The 16,158-nt window shown below is 62.2% G+C and carries 14 protein-coding genes; all 14 read right to left on the reverse strand.

Features of this window, described 5'->3' with window-relative positions; translation table 11 throughout:
• On the reverse strand, window positions 1-1,594 hold a 1,594-nt coding region (locus tag AC1D0P_RS10780), incomplete at its 3' end, for a peptidase domain-containing ABC transporter (RefSeq protein ID WP_477676732.1).
• Window positions 1,591-2,958, reverse strand: coding sequence for a TolC family protein (locus tag AC1D0P_RS10785; protein ID WP_477676733.1), 1,368 nt, complete (start codon window positions 2,956-2,958; stop codon window positions 1,591-1,593). The genes AC1D0P_RS10785 and AC1D0P_RS10780, both read right to left, overlap by 4 nt.
• 34 nt (window positions 2,959-2,992) lie before the next feature.
• Window positions 2,993-3,199, reverse strand: coding sequence for a hypothetical protein (locus AC1D0P_RS10790; protein ID WP_477676734.1), 207 nt, complete (start codon window positions 3,197-3,199; stop codon window positions 2,993-2,995).
• A 390-nt stretch (window positions 3,200-3,589) separates the two neighbouring features.
• Window positions 3,590-5,020, reverse strand: coding sequence for an HlyD family type I secretion periplasmic adaptor subunit (locus tag AC1D0P_RS10795; RefSeq protein ID WP_477676735.1), 1,431 nt, complete (start codon window positions 5,018-5,020; stop codon window positions 3,590-3,592).
• A 2-nt stretch (window positions 5,021-5,022) separates the two neighbouring features.
• Window positions 5,023-7,146: a type I secretion system permease/ATPase gene (locus AC1D0P_RS10800; protein ID WP_477676736.1), complete on the reverse strand. Its 2,124-nt coding sequence runs from the start codon at window positions 7,144-7,146 to the stop codon at window positions 5,023-5,025.
• 508 nt (window positions 7,147-7,654) lie between these two features.
• The gene (locus tag AC1D0P_RS10805; protein ID WP_477676737.1) at window positions 7,655-8,434 is read right to left on the reverse strand and encodes a Crp/Fnr family transcriptional regulator; all 780 of its coding nucleotides are present in this window, start codon (window positions 8,432-8,434) and stop codon (window positions 7,655-7,657) included.
• Between the two features lie 71 nt (window positions 8,435-8,505).
• Window positions 8,506-8,925 carry a hypothetical protein gene (locus AC1D0P_RS10810; protein WP_477676738.1) on the reverse strand — a complete coding sequence of 140 codons (420 nt, stop codon included), beginning with the start codon at window positions 8,923-8,925 and terminating at the stop codon, window positions 8,506-8,508.
• 298 nt (window positions 8,926-9,223) lie between these two features.
• Complete coding sequence (locus tag AC1D0P_RS10815) at window positions 9,224-9,403, reverse strand: hypothetical protein (RefSeq protein WP_477676739.1); 180 nt, start codon at window positions 9,401-9,403, stop codon at window positions 9,224-9,226.
• Window positions 9,400-10,335: a 4-hydroxyproline epimerase gene (locus tag AC1D0P_RS10820; RefSeq protein ID WP_477676740.1), complete on the reverse strand. Its 936-nt coding sequence runs from the start codon at window positions 10,333-10,335 to the stop codon at window positions 9,400-9,402. Before AC1D0P_RS10820 ends, AC1D0P_RS10815 begins: the two co-directional genes overlap by 4 nt.
• 309 nt (window positions 10,336-10,644) lie before the next feature.
• Entirely contained in the window at window positions 10,645-11,160 is a 516-nt protein-coding gene (locus AC1D0P_RS10825) for a hypothetical protein (RefSeq protein ID WP_477676741.1), read from the reverse strand.
• A 432-nt stretch (window positions 11,161-11,592) separates the two neighbouring features.
• A complete protein-coding gene (locus tag AC1D0P_RS10830; protein ID WP_477676742.1) occupies window positions 11,593-12,834 on the reverse strand; it encodes an ABC transporter substrate-binding protein in 1,242 nt (413 codons plus the stop codon).
• A 45-nt stretch (window positions 12,835-12,879) separates the two neighbouring features.
• On the reverse strand, window positions 12,880-14,550 hold the full coding sequence (locus AC1D0P_RS10835; protein ID WP_477676743.1) for a hypothetical protein: 1,671 nt from the start codon (window positions 14,548-14,550) through the stop codon (window positions 12,880-12,882).
• A 295-nt stretch (window positions 14,551-14,845) separates the two neighbouring features.
• Window positions 14,846-15,184 (reverse strand): hypothetical protein, encoded by a 339-nt coding sequence (locus AC1D0P_RS10840; protein WP_477676744.1) that lies wholly within the window; start codon window positions 15,182-15,184, stop codon window positions 14,846-14,848.
• A 142-nt stretch (window positions 15,185-15,326) separates the two neighbouring features.
• Window positions 15,327-16,158, reverse strand: an 832-nt coding sequence (locus AC1D0P_RS10845) for an Imm49 family immunity protein (RefSeq protein WP_477676745.1), incomplete at its 5' end; no start/stop codon positions are given.

Consider the following 16,158-nt stretch of genomic DNA (forward strand, 5'->3'; position numbering starts at 1 on the left):
TGGAGGGCATGTACATGCCGGACAGCAGCTTGAGCAACGTGCTTTTTCCGCTGCCGACGGGGCCGAGCAGGCCGACTTTCTCGCCGGGTTTGATGAGCAGGTTCTCCAGCTGCAGCACGGTGGCATGGCCGCGGTAGCCGAATTCGAGATTCTGCACGGTGACTTCACCGCGCAGGCGGTCTATGGCCAGGGGGCGCTCAACGGCGTGGTTGTCTTGCTCCAGGGTGAAGATGTGCGAGAGGCTGCGCATGGCTGACTTGGCGTTGGCCCACTGGACCATGAGGCCGGGCAACATGCCCGCCGGTGTGAGCACGCGGCCTGAAATGATGGAGCAGGCGATGATGCCGCCGGAGGTGAGAGAAGTTGACGTGGAAGCGACATAAGCGCCGGTGGCGACCAGCAGCACGTAGCTGATCTGCTGCAGGAAGCCGGCGTAGTAGGTGGCCGAGTCGCCCAAGTGGCGCAAGCGCATGTCTTCGTCAATATTGATGCGGGTCAAGCCGTTCCAGCGGGCCAGAAACTGCCAGCCCGCGCCGCTGGCCTTGATGGATTCCGCGCCTTCGACCGCCTCGACCAGCAAGCCCAGCTTGCGGTTGGACGCAGCCTGGCCTGAGAGAGCATGGCGCTCCATGCCGCTGCGAAAAAGAAAGCCGACGGTCAACGCCACGATGAAGAACACCACTGGCACCGCGGCGACCAGGGGACCGCCCAGCAGGTAGATCACGGCCAGGAAAAGGATGGCAAAGGGCGTATCGACCAACAGGTACAGCGTGACCGAGGAAGCGAAGGAACGGATCATTTCGTAACTGCGCAGCTGGGCAGACAGGGTTCCAACGCTGGCGGGAAACTGATCCATGCGCACACGCAGCAAGCGCTCGAAGATGCTGTGTGAAAGGTTAAGGTCCATGGAGCGGACGGAATGCTCGGTGATGGTGGCGCGCGCAAATTTGGCGATCAGCTCCAGCAGGATGCCCACCGCGATACCGGCCGTCAGCGCATAAAGCGTGGACAGTCCTTGCGTGGGAATCACGCGGTCGTAGACCTGCATGCTGTACAGAGAGGTCAGCAGGCCGAAGAGGTTGATAAGGACGGAAGCGATGGCCGCGTGGATAAAGTAGCGCCGGTTGTCGCGCAGTGCGCCGCGAAACAGTTCGCCCGCCGTGCGGTAGAGGCCGTGGCCTGTGGCGTGGCTTGCCTGGATTTCGGTGTACAGCGCCCCTGGAGGAAGCACCGTGACGTGGCGGTTGCCGGAAGCGTCTTCGAGCAACCAGCCACCGGCAGGCGTGTGCTGGTGCAGGATGAAGACGCCGACGTCGGGGTGCACGGCGACGGCGGGCAGCCTGGCCGCCGCGCTGCCCTCGCCCCAGGGCTGCGAACGCGCACCCATGGATGCAAAGGCATAGTCAACGCAGCCCTTCAGGCCGTCGCGTGTGAGGCCGTGTTCCTGAGCGCCGGCCAGACGGCTTCCAAGTTCGACCATCATGTGCGATTGCAGGGGTCGCAAGTCCTTGACGATGTCGGGCAGGCGGCGGGCCAGCCAGAGCACGCTCTGCGCGGCGGACGATGGCGTATTGACCGGGGGCGGAGTGTTCACGGGAGCTCGCTTTCTGGGGACCACATCGGGATGCCGAGCAGCAGGCCCAGGCGGTAATAGGCGCCTACGCCGCCGGCCCGGGCTTCAGCTTCAGCCTGCTCGGCCTGCGCGATCTCGCGCACGGAATTGAGCAGGTCGATCCAGCTGCGGCGGCCGGTGACGAAGAGGCGGCGGTTGGAGGCGAGCACCTCGACGGCGCCTTCGCGGCTGCGTTGCAACTCGGGCAGGCGCCTCTGCGTGGATTCAAGGTCGCGCCATTCGGCCTCCACACGCTCGGTGACATCCCGCCGGCCGGCTTCAGCTGCGCGCTGGACCGCCGACAGGCGCTGCTCCGCGGCCTCGATCTGGGAGCCCAGCGACAGACCGGAGCCTGGGGCGTATTGCACAGACACAAAAACACGGTTGCCGGCCGCAGCGGAACCCAGGTATTCACCCACCTGGCGCTCAAGTCGCAAGGACACCGTTGGCCACATGGCGGAACGCGTGCGGTCTATCTCGATGGCGGCCAGGCGTGTGTCGATTTCAGCGAGACGCAGATGGGGGTTGTCTTGCACGGCGCGCTCAAGCAGGCGCGCAAGCATGGGTGAGCGGGGCGGTGCGGGCGGCAGCTCGAGCGAACCTGGCGCCAGGGGCCGCCCTACCGCGCTGCCCAGCTGCGCCAGGGCGGAGTTTTCGAGGGCACGGAAGGATTCGAGATCGGCCTGGGCCTGCGCAAGACGCGTCCGCACCATGTTGACGTCCGACGTGGCGGAGACTTCCGCCTGGCTGCGCCTCTCAATCATGCGCAGCAGGCCGTTCAGTGTTTCGACGTTGCGCTCCTGGGCGATGCGGCGACCGGCATTTAGCAGATAGGACTGGGCGATGCCTGCCACGCGTGTGGCCAGCGTGACCTGCGCATCTGAAATGGCTTCGCGGGCACGCAGTTCGCGCAGCTCGGAAAGCCGCAGGTCGGCGGTGAGCCTGCCGCCCGTCCACAAAGGCTGGGTGAGGCGAAAAGTGGTGGCGCTGCGCCCGGACAATGAATCCGTCTGCACGCCGGGGGCAGGCAGGAACTGCTGGCGCGCGGCTTCGATCATGCTTTGCGCGGACTGCTGATCAAAGCGCGCGCTGGCGATGCTGGGATGCGTCTCGACGGCCATCTGCAACAGCTGGCGCAAGCCCAGGCTTTCGTTGCTTGGCGAAGCGGGGACGGCTTGATCGACCTGGGCGTGCAGGACGCCGCAGGTGGCGCAAAGCGCCGTCATTGAAAGCTGGATACCTGCCGTGTCGGTGGCCCTGGATGCCGGTGAGACGGCTTCGTTCTGTGCATGCGCGGAAACGCAGAGAGCCAAAGGCAGCAGCGCAAGGGCGAGCAGTGCTTTCATGCGGGACACGCGGCGAGATGGACAGGTGAATTGGTCAGCGGCGTACATGGACGTTGCCGGCCACTGCCAGGCTGTTGCACTTCATGCTGGAGGCGCCATCTGCGAAATTGGCCATTCCCGTCAGGATTTTTTTCTCAGATATTTTTTTCACAATGACCGTCCCACTAAACGAAAACCTGAAATACAAACGCACTTCCCGAATAGACCCATCGCGCGCAAATCCTGGAAACATGTGTTGCATACAGCGACAAAATCCAGGGAAGCAAGCGAGAAAGTCAAAGCAGGTTTCAGCTTATCGATAGCGGTTACGAAGTTTTTCCGACATAGTCTTTCTACGGACAATCTTTGTTGATTACTTTGAAAATCGATCAACATCGAGGCGCCATGCATGGGTCGCTGCAAATGTGTGCCGGCCATCCGGAATCGGGACCGCACGCAGGCTTTGAATCAACCGTGGGTCATGGGAACGCCATGGGAACGTTCGTGCGAATCGGCGTTACGGTTTTGGAGGCAAGCCCTTAACCCTGCGTCTGGGCATCTCGGGCGTAGAGTTTCTTGATAGCGCAAGGTCGTAACCCGGCTCGCTGCAGACTTACTCGCGCATTTCTGCGCTTCTGCCGTTTGACCGCGCCTAGCGCTCGCGCAATCCCTCCTGCACGCCCTGCAACAAGGGGCTCAGGAAGAAGGAGATCACGCGGCGACGGCCGGTCTTGATTTCGGCATGGGCCACCATGCCGGAGCCTAGCGGAACCTCGGCCCCGTCCACCGTGATGCGGGTGCGCGAGAGCTGCACACGCACGGCATAGAGCAGGCCGCGCTTTTCGTCTGCGATGGCATCCCGCGAGACATCGGTGACCACGCCCGGAATGGCTCCGTAGAGGGTGAAGGGAAAGGTTTCGAGCTTGACGACGACCTCCTGGCCGGGGCGCACAAAACCGATGTCCTTGTTCTCCAGCATGGCCTCCACTTCGAGAGGGTGCTCCCGAGGAACAACGACCATCAGCTGCTGGGCAGGCGTAACGACGCCGCCCACGGTGTGCAAAGCAAGCTGCTGCACCGTGCCACTGATAGGCGCGAGCAGCCGGGTCAGGGTGCCGCGAGACTGGGCTTTGTTCAGTTCCTGCTCCAGTGTGGCGGTGCGCTGCTGGGCTTCTTTGAGACTGTCGAGCGTGGCACGGCGGACCTCGGCCTGAAATGCCTCGCGCTGGCGCCGGCTCTCAGTCACGGAGGCCTGCAGTTGCCGCACGCGCTCACGCTGGACCGACAGTTCGCCGGACTGGTCAAGGTAAGCTTGCCGGCGTTCGAGAAAATTGTGTCGCGAGACATAGCCGTCCCGAGCCAGGCCATCCAGGTCTTCTGAGCGTTTTCGCATCAAAGGAAGTGTGGCCTCGAGCTTGAGCACCTGCTCCCGGCTGGCGCGCAGCTCGGCCTCGCGGGTGGCGGTTTCCGACTCGCTGCGCGCCAGCTTTGTCGCGTATTCGCCGTACTGCCCCTCCAGCATGCGCACCGCCTCGCGCAGCCGATCAGCCGGCACCCCGGGCTGTGACGCCAGGAGGGGTGTCACGCCGCGGGTCATCGCATCGAGCAAGGCGCCGGCGCGCGCGGACTGCAACAACGCCGCCTCGAGTTCGGCTCGGGCACGCTCGATGTCGGCATCCTCGGTGGCGGCATCGAGTTCGACCAACAGGTCGCCGGCCTTCACGGCCTGACCGTCGCGCACATGAATGGCCTTGACCACGGCCGCGCTGAGCGGCTGTACCACCTTGGTGTAGCCGCTGGGAACGATCTTGCCGCTGGCGACCGCCACGATGTCGACTTTCCCGAACACGCTCCAGATCACGGAGAGAAAGGCGAAAGCGATCAGCAGCCACATGAAGACACGCGGCGCGGGGGGCGTGGGTGTTTCCTGCACCGCGAGCACGGCGGGCAGGAATTGTGCCTCGGCGGCGCTGTAGCCGCGGGCGTCCGACAGTTTGCGGTCTTTCCAGGCGAGGGCGAAAATGCTTCGGTAGCGGCCCAGCAGCTCGCTGATCGCTCCCAAATGCTGCTTAAGGATGTTCATACTCATGCTCCCTGCATCGCATGCAGATGCGCGTACTGCCCGCCCGGAACGGTCAGCAGTTCTTCGTGCGAGCCCTGCTCGACGATCTGCCCTTTGTCGACGACGATGATGCGGTCGGCATCGCGCACGGTGGAGAGGCGATGGGCGATAACGAGCACCGTGCGGCCGGCGCAAATCGCCCGCATGTTGTCCTTGAGGATGCGTTCGGACTCATAGTCCAGCGCACTGGTGGCTTCGTCAAAAATCAGGATGCGCGGGTTGCTGATGAGTGCGCGAGCGATGGCGATGCGCTGGCGTTGGCCGCCCGACAGAGTGGCACCGTGCTCGCCCACCAGGGTGTCGTAGGCTTCGGGCAGTTCGATGATGAATTCATGGGCGCCTGCGAGTTTGGCGGCGTCAAWGACGGCCTCCAGCGGAAGCCCGGTGTTGACCAGCGCGATGTTGTCGCGGATGCTGCGGTTGAACAGCATGTTCTCCTGCAGCACCACGCCGAGCTGGCGGCGTATGGTGGTGGCGTCGGTGGTGGCAAGATCCACACCGTCTATCAGCACACGCCCCTGGTCGGGCAGATACATGCGCTGTACCAGCTTGGTCAACGTGCTCTTGCCGGAGCCCGAGCGGCCGACGATGCCGATGACTTCGCCCGCGGCGGCGCGAAAGCTGATGCCGCGCAGCACCTGTGGCGCATCGGGGCGGTAGCGGAAGGTCACGGCGTCGAATTCGATGGTGCCTTCGATGGCGGGCATGGCGCTTTTGTTGCCGGCGATCTCGGGCCGGGTGTTCAGGATATCGCCCAGGCGCTGCATGGAGATGCCGACCTGCTGGAATTCCGTCCACAGCTGCGCGAGGCGGATCACGGGCGACGCGACGTAACCTGCAAGCATGTTGAAGGCGATGAGCTGCCCGACTGAAAGCTTGCCTTCCATGACCAGTTGGGCGCCCAGCCAGATGGTGGCCACGGTGACCAGCTTGYTGACCAGCGACACGCCGTTGTTGGCCAGGGTGCCTATGGTGGCGGTGCGAAAACCAGCGGAGACATAGGCGGCGAGCTGCCTGTCCCATTTTTGAGACCATTGCGGTTGCACGGCCATCGACTTGACGGTATCTATGCCGCCTATGGTTTCGACCAGGAAGGCCTGGTTTTCGGCGCCACGGTTGAATTTTTCGTTAAGCCGCGTACGCAGGAGCGGCGTGAACAGCACCGAAAGCAGCGCATAGCAGGGCAGCGACACCGCCACCACCAGCGTCAGCCAGACGCTGTAATACAGCATGACCGCGAGGAACACCACGGAAAACATCAAATCGAGCACCACCGTGATGGCGTTCCCGGTCAGGAATGAGCGTATGGTTTCCAGTTCACGGATGCGGGCGACGGAATCACCCACGCGCCTGGCGGTGAAGTAGGCCATGGGAAGGCCGATCAAATGCCTGAAAAGGCGGGCACCCAGTTCCACGTCGATGCGGCTGGAGGTGTGAGCAAACACATAGCTGCGCAAGCCGGTGAGCACCACGTCGAACACCGAGATGACCAGCAGGCCTATGCAGACGACGTGCAGGGTGGTCAAGCCGTTATGCACCAGCACCTTGTCCATCACCACCTGGAAAAACAAGGGCGTGACGAGCATGAAAAACTGGAGCACAAAAGATACGAGCAGCACTTCAAGCAAGGGGCGCCGGTATTTGACGACAGCGGGAATGAACCAGCTGAAGTCGAATTTGGCAAGTTCGCCCGCCAGCGAGGCGCGGGAGGTCACCTGGATCAGGTCGCCCGACCAGCGCTCATCAAGTGCCGCCCTGTCGACAACTTGCGGCCCTTGGGCCGCGGGATCCTGGATCAGGGCCTTGTCCTCATCGATCCGCGCGATGATGAAAAACCCGCCGTCCTTTCCGGCAGCGATGGCCGGCAGGACGGCCATTGCCAAGCGGTCGGGAGAGGGGCGCCTGCGCGCGGCCGACAGGCCCAGGCTTTTGGCGACATTGAGAAGGTCGACAATGTCCAGGGCCCGACCGTCGCGGCTGAATTCGTGGCGCAGTTTTTCCGGATCCGCCGCCACTGCGTGAAACTGGGAAAGCATCACGAGGCAAGCGAGCCCGGTGTCCAGCGACGCGGATGCCTGCAGTTCCATGCCCTGCCCTGAAGCCCCGGGCTGCGGTTCGCCCGATGGCGAAACTGTCGTAAATGTGTCCATTGACTGCCCAATTTTTCGTGCCGTTGGCTAGCACTCCGTCGATTCAACGCCCCGTGCCTCGTCGCACTTGAGTCGGCTGCAACCTAAGGGTTTTGCTTCTCTCAGGTTTTCTTGTTATTTCACAAACCAAATGGTCGATTCACCTCAGGTGAATAGTTTTTTGCTTGTACTTTTCGCCGGGTCAAGCTTAGTAGTGGGACAGAAAAATTCGGCGCGGGATTGTCTTCTTGCGGGCAGTTTTATGACGTTTTCTTACGTTTTCTACGCGTCGTTTTCGCCTGTCGAATGCCGGCCGGTCGGGAATGAGGAACGCCCTCGCGGCCGGATGCGGTCAAGTGCATGGAAAAGGAGAAACCCCGCGCGCGCATCCGTTCGCGGGGAGGCAATGCCGCGGCGGAAAGCCGCGTGACCCGGTACCCGTGTTGGCGCCGAAGCCAGGAAAGCCTCAGGGCAAGGCGGCGTCCTGTATCAGCATGATGAGCTCTTCCAGCGTGGGCTTGGTGATGTTCATGCGGGCCTGGCGGTGCTTGCGGGAAAAGCGCAACCAGGTCTCCAGCGAACGCAACTCCAGCATGCCGTAGTTGACACGCAACCAGCCGGCCGCCACAAGGTGGTGCACGGCTTCCGAGAAAACGCTGCGCGACACACCGCAGACGGACGCGATGACGGTTTGTTTGACCGGAATCTCCACGGACGTTCCTTCGAGCCCGTGCGTGGGGGGCCGCGAGGAGTTGTAATACAGCGCTTCAGCAAACAGCGCCAGGCCCATGACCACCCGCAGCGGCGGGCTGCCCTGCTTCATGAGCACGATCATTTCCGAATGCTGCCGGCTGCGCCATGCCATCAGCAGGGCAATGTAGCGGGAAAACTCCGGTTCATCCTGGAATGCCCCGAGCGCATCGGTGGCCGGCACACACACCGCACGAACCGGGGTGAGGCACACATAGTCCAGGCACGAGGGATAGCGGTTGAGCATGGGCTCTTCGCCAAACCAGGTGCGCGGGCCGTAAATGTTGACCTGGATGCAGCCACCCTCTTGCAAGGGCACGCTGGCCCCCACCAGGCCGGAGACGATATAGGTCCAGGCGGCGACCTGGCCGCCCTTCGGCCAGATGACATCGCCGGCATCGAATGCGGTCATTTTCACGCGGGACAGCATTTGAAGCGCGCAGCGCTCGCCAATGCCCAGGCCCGTCAGCAACTGATAAATATAGGCGCCAGACATTCCTACCCCTTTAACACCGGGCAGTCCCGGCAAAGCACTTTGCGGCTTTTTGGTTTCACACAGAACACGGATCAGAACAGTGCCTTGGTCGGCAAAGGAGGCATGGGCGTCGTATCGACCCATGTCACGGAGCGATATTGGGGAGCGCGGCTTTTTTGCGGCGTTGCGGATGCGCGGCCGGGCATGAAACGCAACAGCTCATTCAGAGCCGTCACACGCGGCAGCAGCGGCAAGGAAAGCACCGGATCCCGCCGCCCCGTGAGCACAATGGTTTCAGCGTTGCACTCGTCAACCAGGGATTTGAGCTGCCTCCAGTCCAGGCGCGCCGCGTTGATGAGGGCCATATCTGGGCAGGACCGGGTATTGGAGCCGTCGGCCCGCCACTCGGCCCAATGTATGGTGTCGCCTTTGCGGGGACCCATCTGCGCCCTGAGTGCCTGGACCACCGCATCGTCATCCGGCAGGAATTGATTGAGTTCAATAAAGTACATCATGGATAGCGATCTCCCTGAAAGGCTGGCCGGTTCACATGCAGCCATCGGCAGCCATCGATGGCGATCACCGGGAGGTGAACAATCAAGCATAGGCCGCTCAAAAACAATTGGGCGAAACATTGTCCGCAGGAAGGCAATCTCCGTGGGTTTTTGAAAATTGACGTCCCGCGATCGACGGGCTTGCGCCTGATCGTTGGCGGTGAACAGGCCAGGCCGCGCCTCTTGCGGGGATGGAAGGTATCGCGAAGATGGGGCCGTATGCTGCAGGCTGTCTCAGGAGCGCCCGCCGCGGCATTCATGCAGCCGCCAGAAAGCGCTGCATGCCGTAGGGCGCGGCATCGAAGGGCAAGGTTGCGCCATTCAGTTGTGTCGCCAGCAGGCGGTCCGTGGCCGGGGCCGTGGTGACACCTGGGCTTTCATGGCCGATGGCCAGGCACAAGGTGCCGCAGGTGGTGAAGGCGCAATCGGCACTCACGGGCGTATGCCCCAGGCGAAAGGATCGCCGTCCTCGACCAGCAGGGTTGCTTCGGCGCTCATGTGGGCGCGTCCACGCAAAGTTGGGATGACTTGGCCGTCCTCCAGGGAATAGCTAGCCTCGAAGCGGCTGCCGATGATGCTGGCCTGGCGCCAGATCTCACCGGGCGCGAGCTTGCCGTCGGCCGCCAGGCAGGCGATCTTCGCGCTGGTGCCGGTGCCGCAGGGCGAACGATCGTAGGCCTTGCCGGGGCACAGCACGAAGTTGCGGCTGTCGGCGCCCTCATCGTCGTCCGCGAACAGCTCGATGTGGTCGATCTCCGCGCCGCCGGCACCGGTGATGCCCTGTGCCGCGAGTGCTTCGCGCAGCGACACGCTGTAGGCGGTCAGGGCCTCCAGCTTGTCGCTGGCCACCCGCTGGCCGTGTTCGCTCGCCAGGAAAAACCAGTTTCCGCCCCAAGCCACATCGCCGTGCACCACGCCGTGGCCCGGCACGTCGACGGCCACCTGGTGCAGGTGCCGCCAGGCGGGCACATTGCGCACGCTCACCGAGCCGTCCTCATGCAGCGTGGCCGTGACCGTGCCGACCGGCGTTTCAATACGGTGCGCGCCGGGCGCGATCCGGCCCAGGTAGGCCAGCGAGGCCACCAGTCCTATGGTGCCGTGGCCGCACATGCCCAGATAGCCGGTGTTATTGAAGAAGATTACACCGGCTGCGCTGGCCGGGTCCACCGGCTTGCACAACAAGGCGCCCACCACCACGTCGCTACCGCGCGGCTCCAGCACAGCGGCGGCGCGCCAGTCGTCGTATTGCCGTGCCAGCAGTTCGCGCCGCTCGGCCATCCCGCCGGCGCCCAGGTCGGGAAAGCCATCCACCACCAGCCGGGTCGGTTCGCCACCGGTGTGGGAGTCAATTACCTTGATTCGTTTCATGTTTTTCATGTTGCAGGCCTGTGAAAGGTCCAGTGAGGTTCAGTGGGATGAGCTTACGTCTTCAGCCATCGGAAGTGACAGGTGTACCAGGCTCCAGCAGCAGCCCTGGAAAGCAGTGGCGGCCAGACAAAAGCGTGACGACGGAGAGGTGGGGACAGCGATTCTTAAAACAAAGGATTTAAATTCTCAAGATATAAATATATTAATGAGATATTTAAATTGACTTTATAGGGTATTAAGCATCTTGCCAAGCCGCCTTTTTTGCGCTGGGGTTGAGTCAAGAACCGCCGGGGTGGCCCCGCACCGGCCTCAGATTTCGATGGCGCGCCTGGCGAAGCCCGACTCCTCACCGGCTTGCGGCAGGGAAGTCTCGCGCCGGACAACGGTCCTTGGGAAAGCGCATGCACCCAGGACATGCAGCAGGTCTTCCTGCAGAAAAGAAGTGCCAAGGTACATCGGGCTGACGCGGGAAAGATGGTGGCGGAAATGGTCAAGCACAGCCCGCTGGCTGATGACCGGTATCACCAAGGTAGCAGGGAAGGCGGCCAATTGCGCCAGGAAGTTCTCCATGGCCTTGCCGCGTTCGCCGTGCGTGTGCCGTTCGCGCAGGCAGACAAACACCACGCGATGCCGGAAGGTCTCAAGCACCCATGGCGCGCCCATCAGCGCCGTGCTGTCCACACGCGTAACCAGCCTCGAGGCGGACAGCATTTTCAGGCGGCTTCGAAAGTCCTCGACGACGAGTTCGTGGAAATCCACCAACAGCACGCGAACACCAATTCCTCTGTGCAAGGCATTGAATTCAAAAGAATCTCTGGCACTCATAAGGGGTCCCCTGCTTCGCCGAGGCCGGGTGCGGGCTCACAGGATGTGAGCGGCATCACCGGGCAACGTCGCCGCAGTGTCTGCGAGAACGCCAGGATGTAAAGCCGACTTTGTCTGCGCACGGGCAAAGCTTGCTGGAAATGCTCTCTATTTATGTCTTGCCGCGCAACGGCCAGGGGGAGTCTTCGGGTGACTGGGTGAAGCGAGCGTTTGCATAAAGGCGCCCCTACAGGAATCGCCATGCTGATCAACAACAAATGTCCGCAGAAACACATTACCGGCTTGCCCGGTCCGGCCTGATTTTTACAATGGCCGGGACGCTCTGGCGTTCCTTGTTCTCATCCCAGACAAGGCTGCCTCAGGCAGTTCAAGCCCCTGCAGTGACCTCTTCTGCAGGGGCTTTTTTTCGCCTTCCGAAAAAACAGGCGACCGCTAGACCCTGTCCTTCCAGCGTCCCAGCTCCCACGAAGGCAGGCCCCGCAGGTCACCGACCTTGGCGCTCTGGAATTCCGCGAGCACGGGTTTCGCGCCCAGCCTGTCATAGGCCTGCTTGACCAGCGGCGCGGTCTTGACAAACACGCCCTTGACCTGCGCCCAGCTCAGCGGCTCCGCGATGATCTTGGCGCCGGCAATCATCTTGGACGTCGCCAGCAAAGACAGCGCATCGCCTTCGGTCGACCAGGCCCAGCCGCGGCGAAACACCACCTCGTCGCGGACCACCTTGGCGCCGTCCGCCGGGGAAAGCCCCCAGTAGGACTTCACCAGCTGTGATACGGCCGCCGGCTCCGACTCGCTGAGTACGCCCACCGCCTCCTGCTGCGCCAGCAAAAAAGCCAGCACGAGGTTCGGGTGTCTTTCCAGCAGGCTGTTGTGCACGATGCGAAATGATCGGTGCAGGTAGTAGCCGTCCGGATAAAAAGGCGAGTTCTTCACCGAAGGCAGCAGGATGCCCGCGCCCTTGCCTTCCGGCCCGTCGTAATGCGACTCCGTATACCCGTAGGAATTCATGATCGCCACCGTGCCCGTCGCCTGCGCCTTCAAAAAGGCCGGGTAGACGGCCAGCGTTGCATCCATTCCCGATGGCACCTGCGCCGCCTCGGGCAGCGTCGATATGTGCACCATGCGGATGCCGTGGGCAGCCGGGTCCGGGTTGCCCAGCTCGTAACGCAGGATCTGCGTGAACGCGTTGTACGGGTCAGCGCCCATCAGCGTGCCCACCGTCTTGCCCTTGAGGTCCTGCACATTGCGGATGGGCGAATCCTTGCGCGTGCACAGCAAAAAGCGCAGCCGCCCCTCCGCCACCGACACCAGGCTGAAAGGATGCTGCGCCACGATGGCGCGTATCGTCGGCGTGTTGCCCCACATCGCCATGTCGAGCTGGCCCGCGGCCAGGGCCTCCACCTGCGGCGCGGCCGCCGGGTAGCTGCGGTAGTCCACCGTCAGGTCGTAGCCGAACTCCGCCGCGTGTTTTTCAATCAGCCGCTTGCCTATCATGTACTGCGTAACCGGTGAGTTGCCCGCCGCCCAGGGCACCCAGCCGTAAGACATGGTGAACGGCCTGCCGGCCTGGGCGCGCGCCATGCTCCCGATAGTCGCCACCCCGAGCGAGGCGGCCAGGCCCGCGCCCCGGCGCAGCCAGTGCCTGCGCGTCGACATCGATGATCCACCGTTCATGGGAGACCTCTCTTTCAGCCTGAAGAACAAGAACGGCGACGAGGCCTATGCCTCCGCCACCGCCGCACCCAGCCGGCCCGGTTTGGTGTCCGGTTCGTGCACCACCCGCTCCACCAGTTCATACACTTCCTGCAGCTCGCCGCGCGGGCCCAGCGGGACCGTCGCCGCCAGCCGGAAGCGAAAATAGCGCGCCGCGGCCAGCGCCACCGATCGGCTGGCCGCGACACTCAGGCCCAGCGCGTTCGCCTGCCGTGCCAACGCGCGCGCGTTGTCCAGCGGCGCGCCCACCGCCGTGAAAGTCAGGTGGTCCCAGGTGCCGAAGTTGCCCACCGTGGCATTGCCGAAATCCAGGCCGAAGCACGGCGGCTTCACCGCCGCATTCAGTCCCTCGGCCAGCGCCTGCATGGCATCCACTGCCCGCAAAGCCGCCTCGCAGGCATAGCCCGCCGGGTTGGAAACATTCAGCGGCGTGTTCCACAGCGCCACCGCCGTGCAGCTTTCATAGCGGTCCATCATGCCCTTGCCCTGCGCCACCTCCACCGCGAATATCTGCAAATAATGCTCGGCATGCGGCGACCAGGTCACCGCCGTCGCGTGGTGCTCGTCCAGCGCCGCGCACAGCACCGCCAGCTCGCGCTGCTCCACGCCGGCTTGCGGCGTCAGCCGGTTGGCGATGAAATGTTTCACCAGCGGCCGCGGCACGTAGCGCGAGAAACCCTGCAGCGCGATGCGCGCCAGCGCCAGCGATTCCTGCAGGCGGCGCACTTCGGAAATGTCACTGTCCTGCGGGATGTCGCTGTCGAACTCGAACTCCCGGATGTGCTTGGCCGACCGCACCAGATTCCTCAAGGGCATCGCCAGCCGGTTCGCCATCCAGAACAGCATGGGCAGCAGCAGCAGCAGCCCGGCCACGCCCACCCCCAGCAGCATCCAGCGCATACGCCGCACCTGTGCCAGCAGCAGGTTCTGGTCCGACACCAGCGCCACATAGGCTTTGTGGCTGAACACGCCTTCCATCGGCATCACCACCGCCGCGAAACGCTGGCCCCCCGCGCCTTCGACCGAATGGATGGGTGTGTCCTGCGGCGCCCCCTGCTCCACCAGCTTGTGCAGCGAGCCGTACAAGGGGTCGCTCAAAGCCGACAGGCTCACCGGCGTGCCCGAACCCAGCAGGCGGCGCAGCCGGTCTGCCTGCGACCATCCCCAGACACGGCCCTGCGCGTCGAACAAAATCAGCTCGGCCCGGCTTTCCTCACCCCGCGCGCGCAAAAAATCCGACAAACCCCCGACCGTGAACATCGCCGCCGCCACACCGCCCCGGGGGCCACTCAGCGGTCGCGACAGCGCCATGCCGAACTCCTCCGGCACCTTCAGCACAAAAGGATCGGTCGCCTGGAAAGTGCCCAGGTTGAGGTCGCTCGCCCCGTGGTACCAGGGCCGCTCGCGCGGGTCGTAGCGCTCGCCCCAGGGCCGCCGCTCGCTCGCGATCGCCGTCATCTGCTGGTCGTAGAACACCCATTGCTCGACACGCTTTTGTTTCTCGTCCACACGTATGGTCTGCAGCGCGAAACGCGCCTCCGGCAGCGACTTGGCCCAGGCCCGATCACGCGCGGTGCGCAGCACCATGCTTTGCTGGAAACTGCCGTCCGGGTAGCCGAACACCAGCGAGCCGATCTGCGGATAGCGCTGCTGCATCGACATCTGCATGCGCAGCACCGAAATATCGTTGTCGCCTTCCAGCCCCGCATGCGGGTCGTTCGCCGTCGCCTCCAGCCAGGCGCGCGCCGGCTCCTGGAAACGCAGCAGCTGCTCCTGCGTGCGCCGGCCCAGCTGCTCAGGGCGGGGGGCTGCGGCGCCTCCTATAAATAGAGAAGTCGGGCCATCATGAAGCGACCCCTGCGCGGCGTATTTCAGCCCGAATAGGGTCTACGCTTTAGGACGCAGCCTCAGCGAAAGACTTTATGAGGCGCGTCACCTGGAGCCGACGCACTAACTGAATGTCACAAATCCCCTACGCCCACTGCATTCCAGGTCGGCGAGGCCCGACATAGTCGCCGCTTCGACTCACGAATATCGGCCAATTTCCAATAAGGGAATCGCCAAAATTTCCATTCAACACAAAGCTAGCAGACTGATAGGGAAAGTACCACCCTTCATCATCTTCTCGGATAAAGGAGTCGAGCAGAACATACGGCACCCCCTCCGGCTCGACAGATAGCCGCTCAAGGAATGCGGTCGCCAATTGGCTAGCGGTTAAGAAATCGATCTTCACGGTGTCCGTGACTTGTTGAATTGCGTTGAAGCCTGATCCAATCTTTCCCTCAACTCCTGATCCGTACTCTTTGGTCACGATGTAGTTTTCGCTTCTGGATTTCCCTGCTTTTAAACTAACAGAGCAGGGACTGCTTGGTTCAGGTTTGGATGGAAATTCGGTCTCAACCCGGCTCAGATTTCGATGGCACCCCACAGGTTCAGGTCAAATGTTGAATCGATTACTCGTTGCCTGGTGGCGGCAACGCGCTATCGGTGTCGTATTCCCGCATGAAGGGATACAGGTCTTCATATTTTTCCAGCGGTCGAGTCGGCAACCATTCTCTTGGAATGAGCGGCGTATCAAGCTCAAGTGCATAACCATGCCGCCATGCGATCTTGGCGTACATGGTGGCGTAGCACCCAATAAAGGCGCAGGGAAAAGCGAAGCTCTGCGCTTCAACTTTGTTTCGCGCTTTTGCACCTTTAGGGCTGGTTAGTTCGATCAGTGCTTCTCGCATACCTTCTATATTTCCCTGTGCAAGTGCGAGATAGAAGCGCTGATCAACTGCGAACAACTTCATTTTTACCGGAATATCTCGTAGAAATCGCTCGGCTCTTTCAGTCAAGTCCTTCCAGCGACCTTGCAAGGCCAATGTCATTTGAAAATGGCGATAGAAATGATCGTCGAGATTGTTGATCATTTTTAGCCCATCTGGAGAGGTAGGTTCCAGGCGCATGAACCAATCAATCAAAGGCGCGTGGTCACTCACTAAAGCGTAGAAATATTCACTCTCTCTCGTCATGCCGCGGGGCTCAAATTCCTTACTGTGAATGTAAAACAGCTTGGTAGCGATGTAGGCATGGCGTTTGAGGCTTTCAATGTCTTGCTGTGAAAACCATGCATGAATCGACTTGTATTCGTGGAAGCTACGTAAACCTTGCAGGCATCCTTGGCGGCTGCCTTGATTTTCAGCAATTAGTTTTGCACCTCTTGGAATTCCATCATGTCCGCCAATATTCCGAATCGAAATTTCGAGATTATTCAAAACGGTTGCCTGGTCGGACGTGTAT

The sequence above is a fragment of the Polaromonas sp. P1_G2 genome, assembly GCF_056405515.1.

Coding starts and splice junctions, on each gene's coding strand:
- AC1D0P_RS10785 (WP_477676733.1), bottom strand. CDS start 2,958: ATGAAAGCACTGCTCGCCCTTGCGCTGCTGCCTTTGGCTCTCTGCGTT.
- AC1D0P_RS10790 (WP_477676734.1), bottom strand. CDS start 3,199: ATGCAACACATGTTTCCAGGATTTGCGCGCGATGGGTCTATTCGGGAA.
- AC1D0P_RS10795 (WP_477676735.1), bottom strand. CDS start 5,020: ATGAACATCCTTAAGCAGCATTTGGGAGCGATCAGCGAGCTGCTGGGC.
- AC1D0P_RS10805 (WP_477676737.1), bottom strand. CDS start 8,434: ATGTCTGGCGCCTATATTTATCAGTTGCTGACGGGCCTGGGCATTGGC.
- AC1D0P_RS10810 (WP_477676738.1), bottom strand. CDS start 8,925: ATGTACTTTATTGAACTCAATCAATTCCTGCCGGATGACGATGCGGTG.
- AC1D0P_RS10820 (WP_477676740.1), bottom strand. CDS start 10,335: ATGAAACGAATCAAGGTAATTGACTCCCACACCGGTGGCGAACCGACC.
- AC1D0P_RS10825 (WP_477676741.1), bottom strand. CDS start 11,160: ATGAGTGCCAGAGATTCTTTTGAATTCAATGCCTTGCACAGAGGAATT.
- AC1D0P_RS10830 (WP_477676742.1), bottom strand. CDS start 12,834: ATGAACGGTGGATCATCGATGTCGACGCGCAGGCACTGGCTGCGCCGG.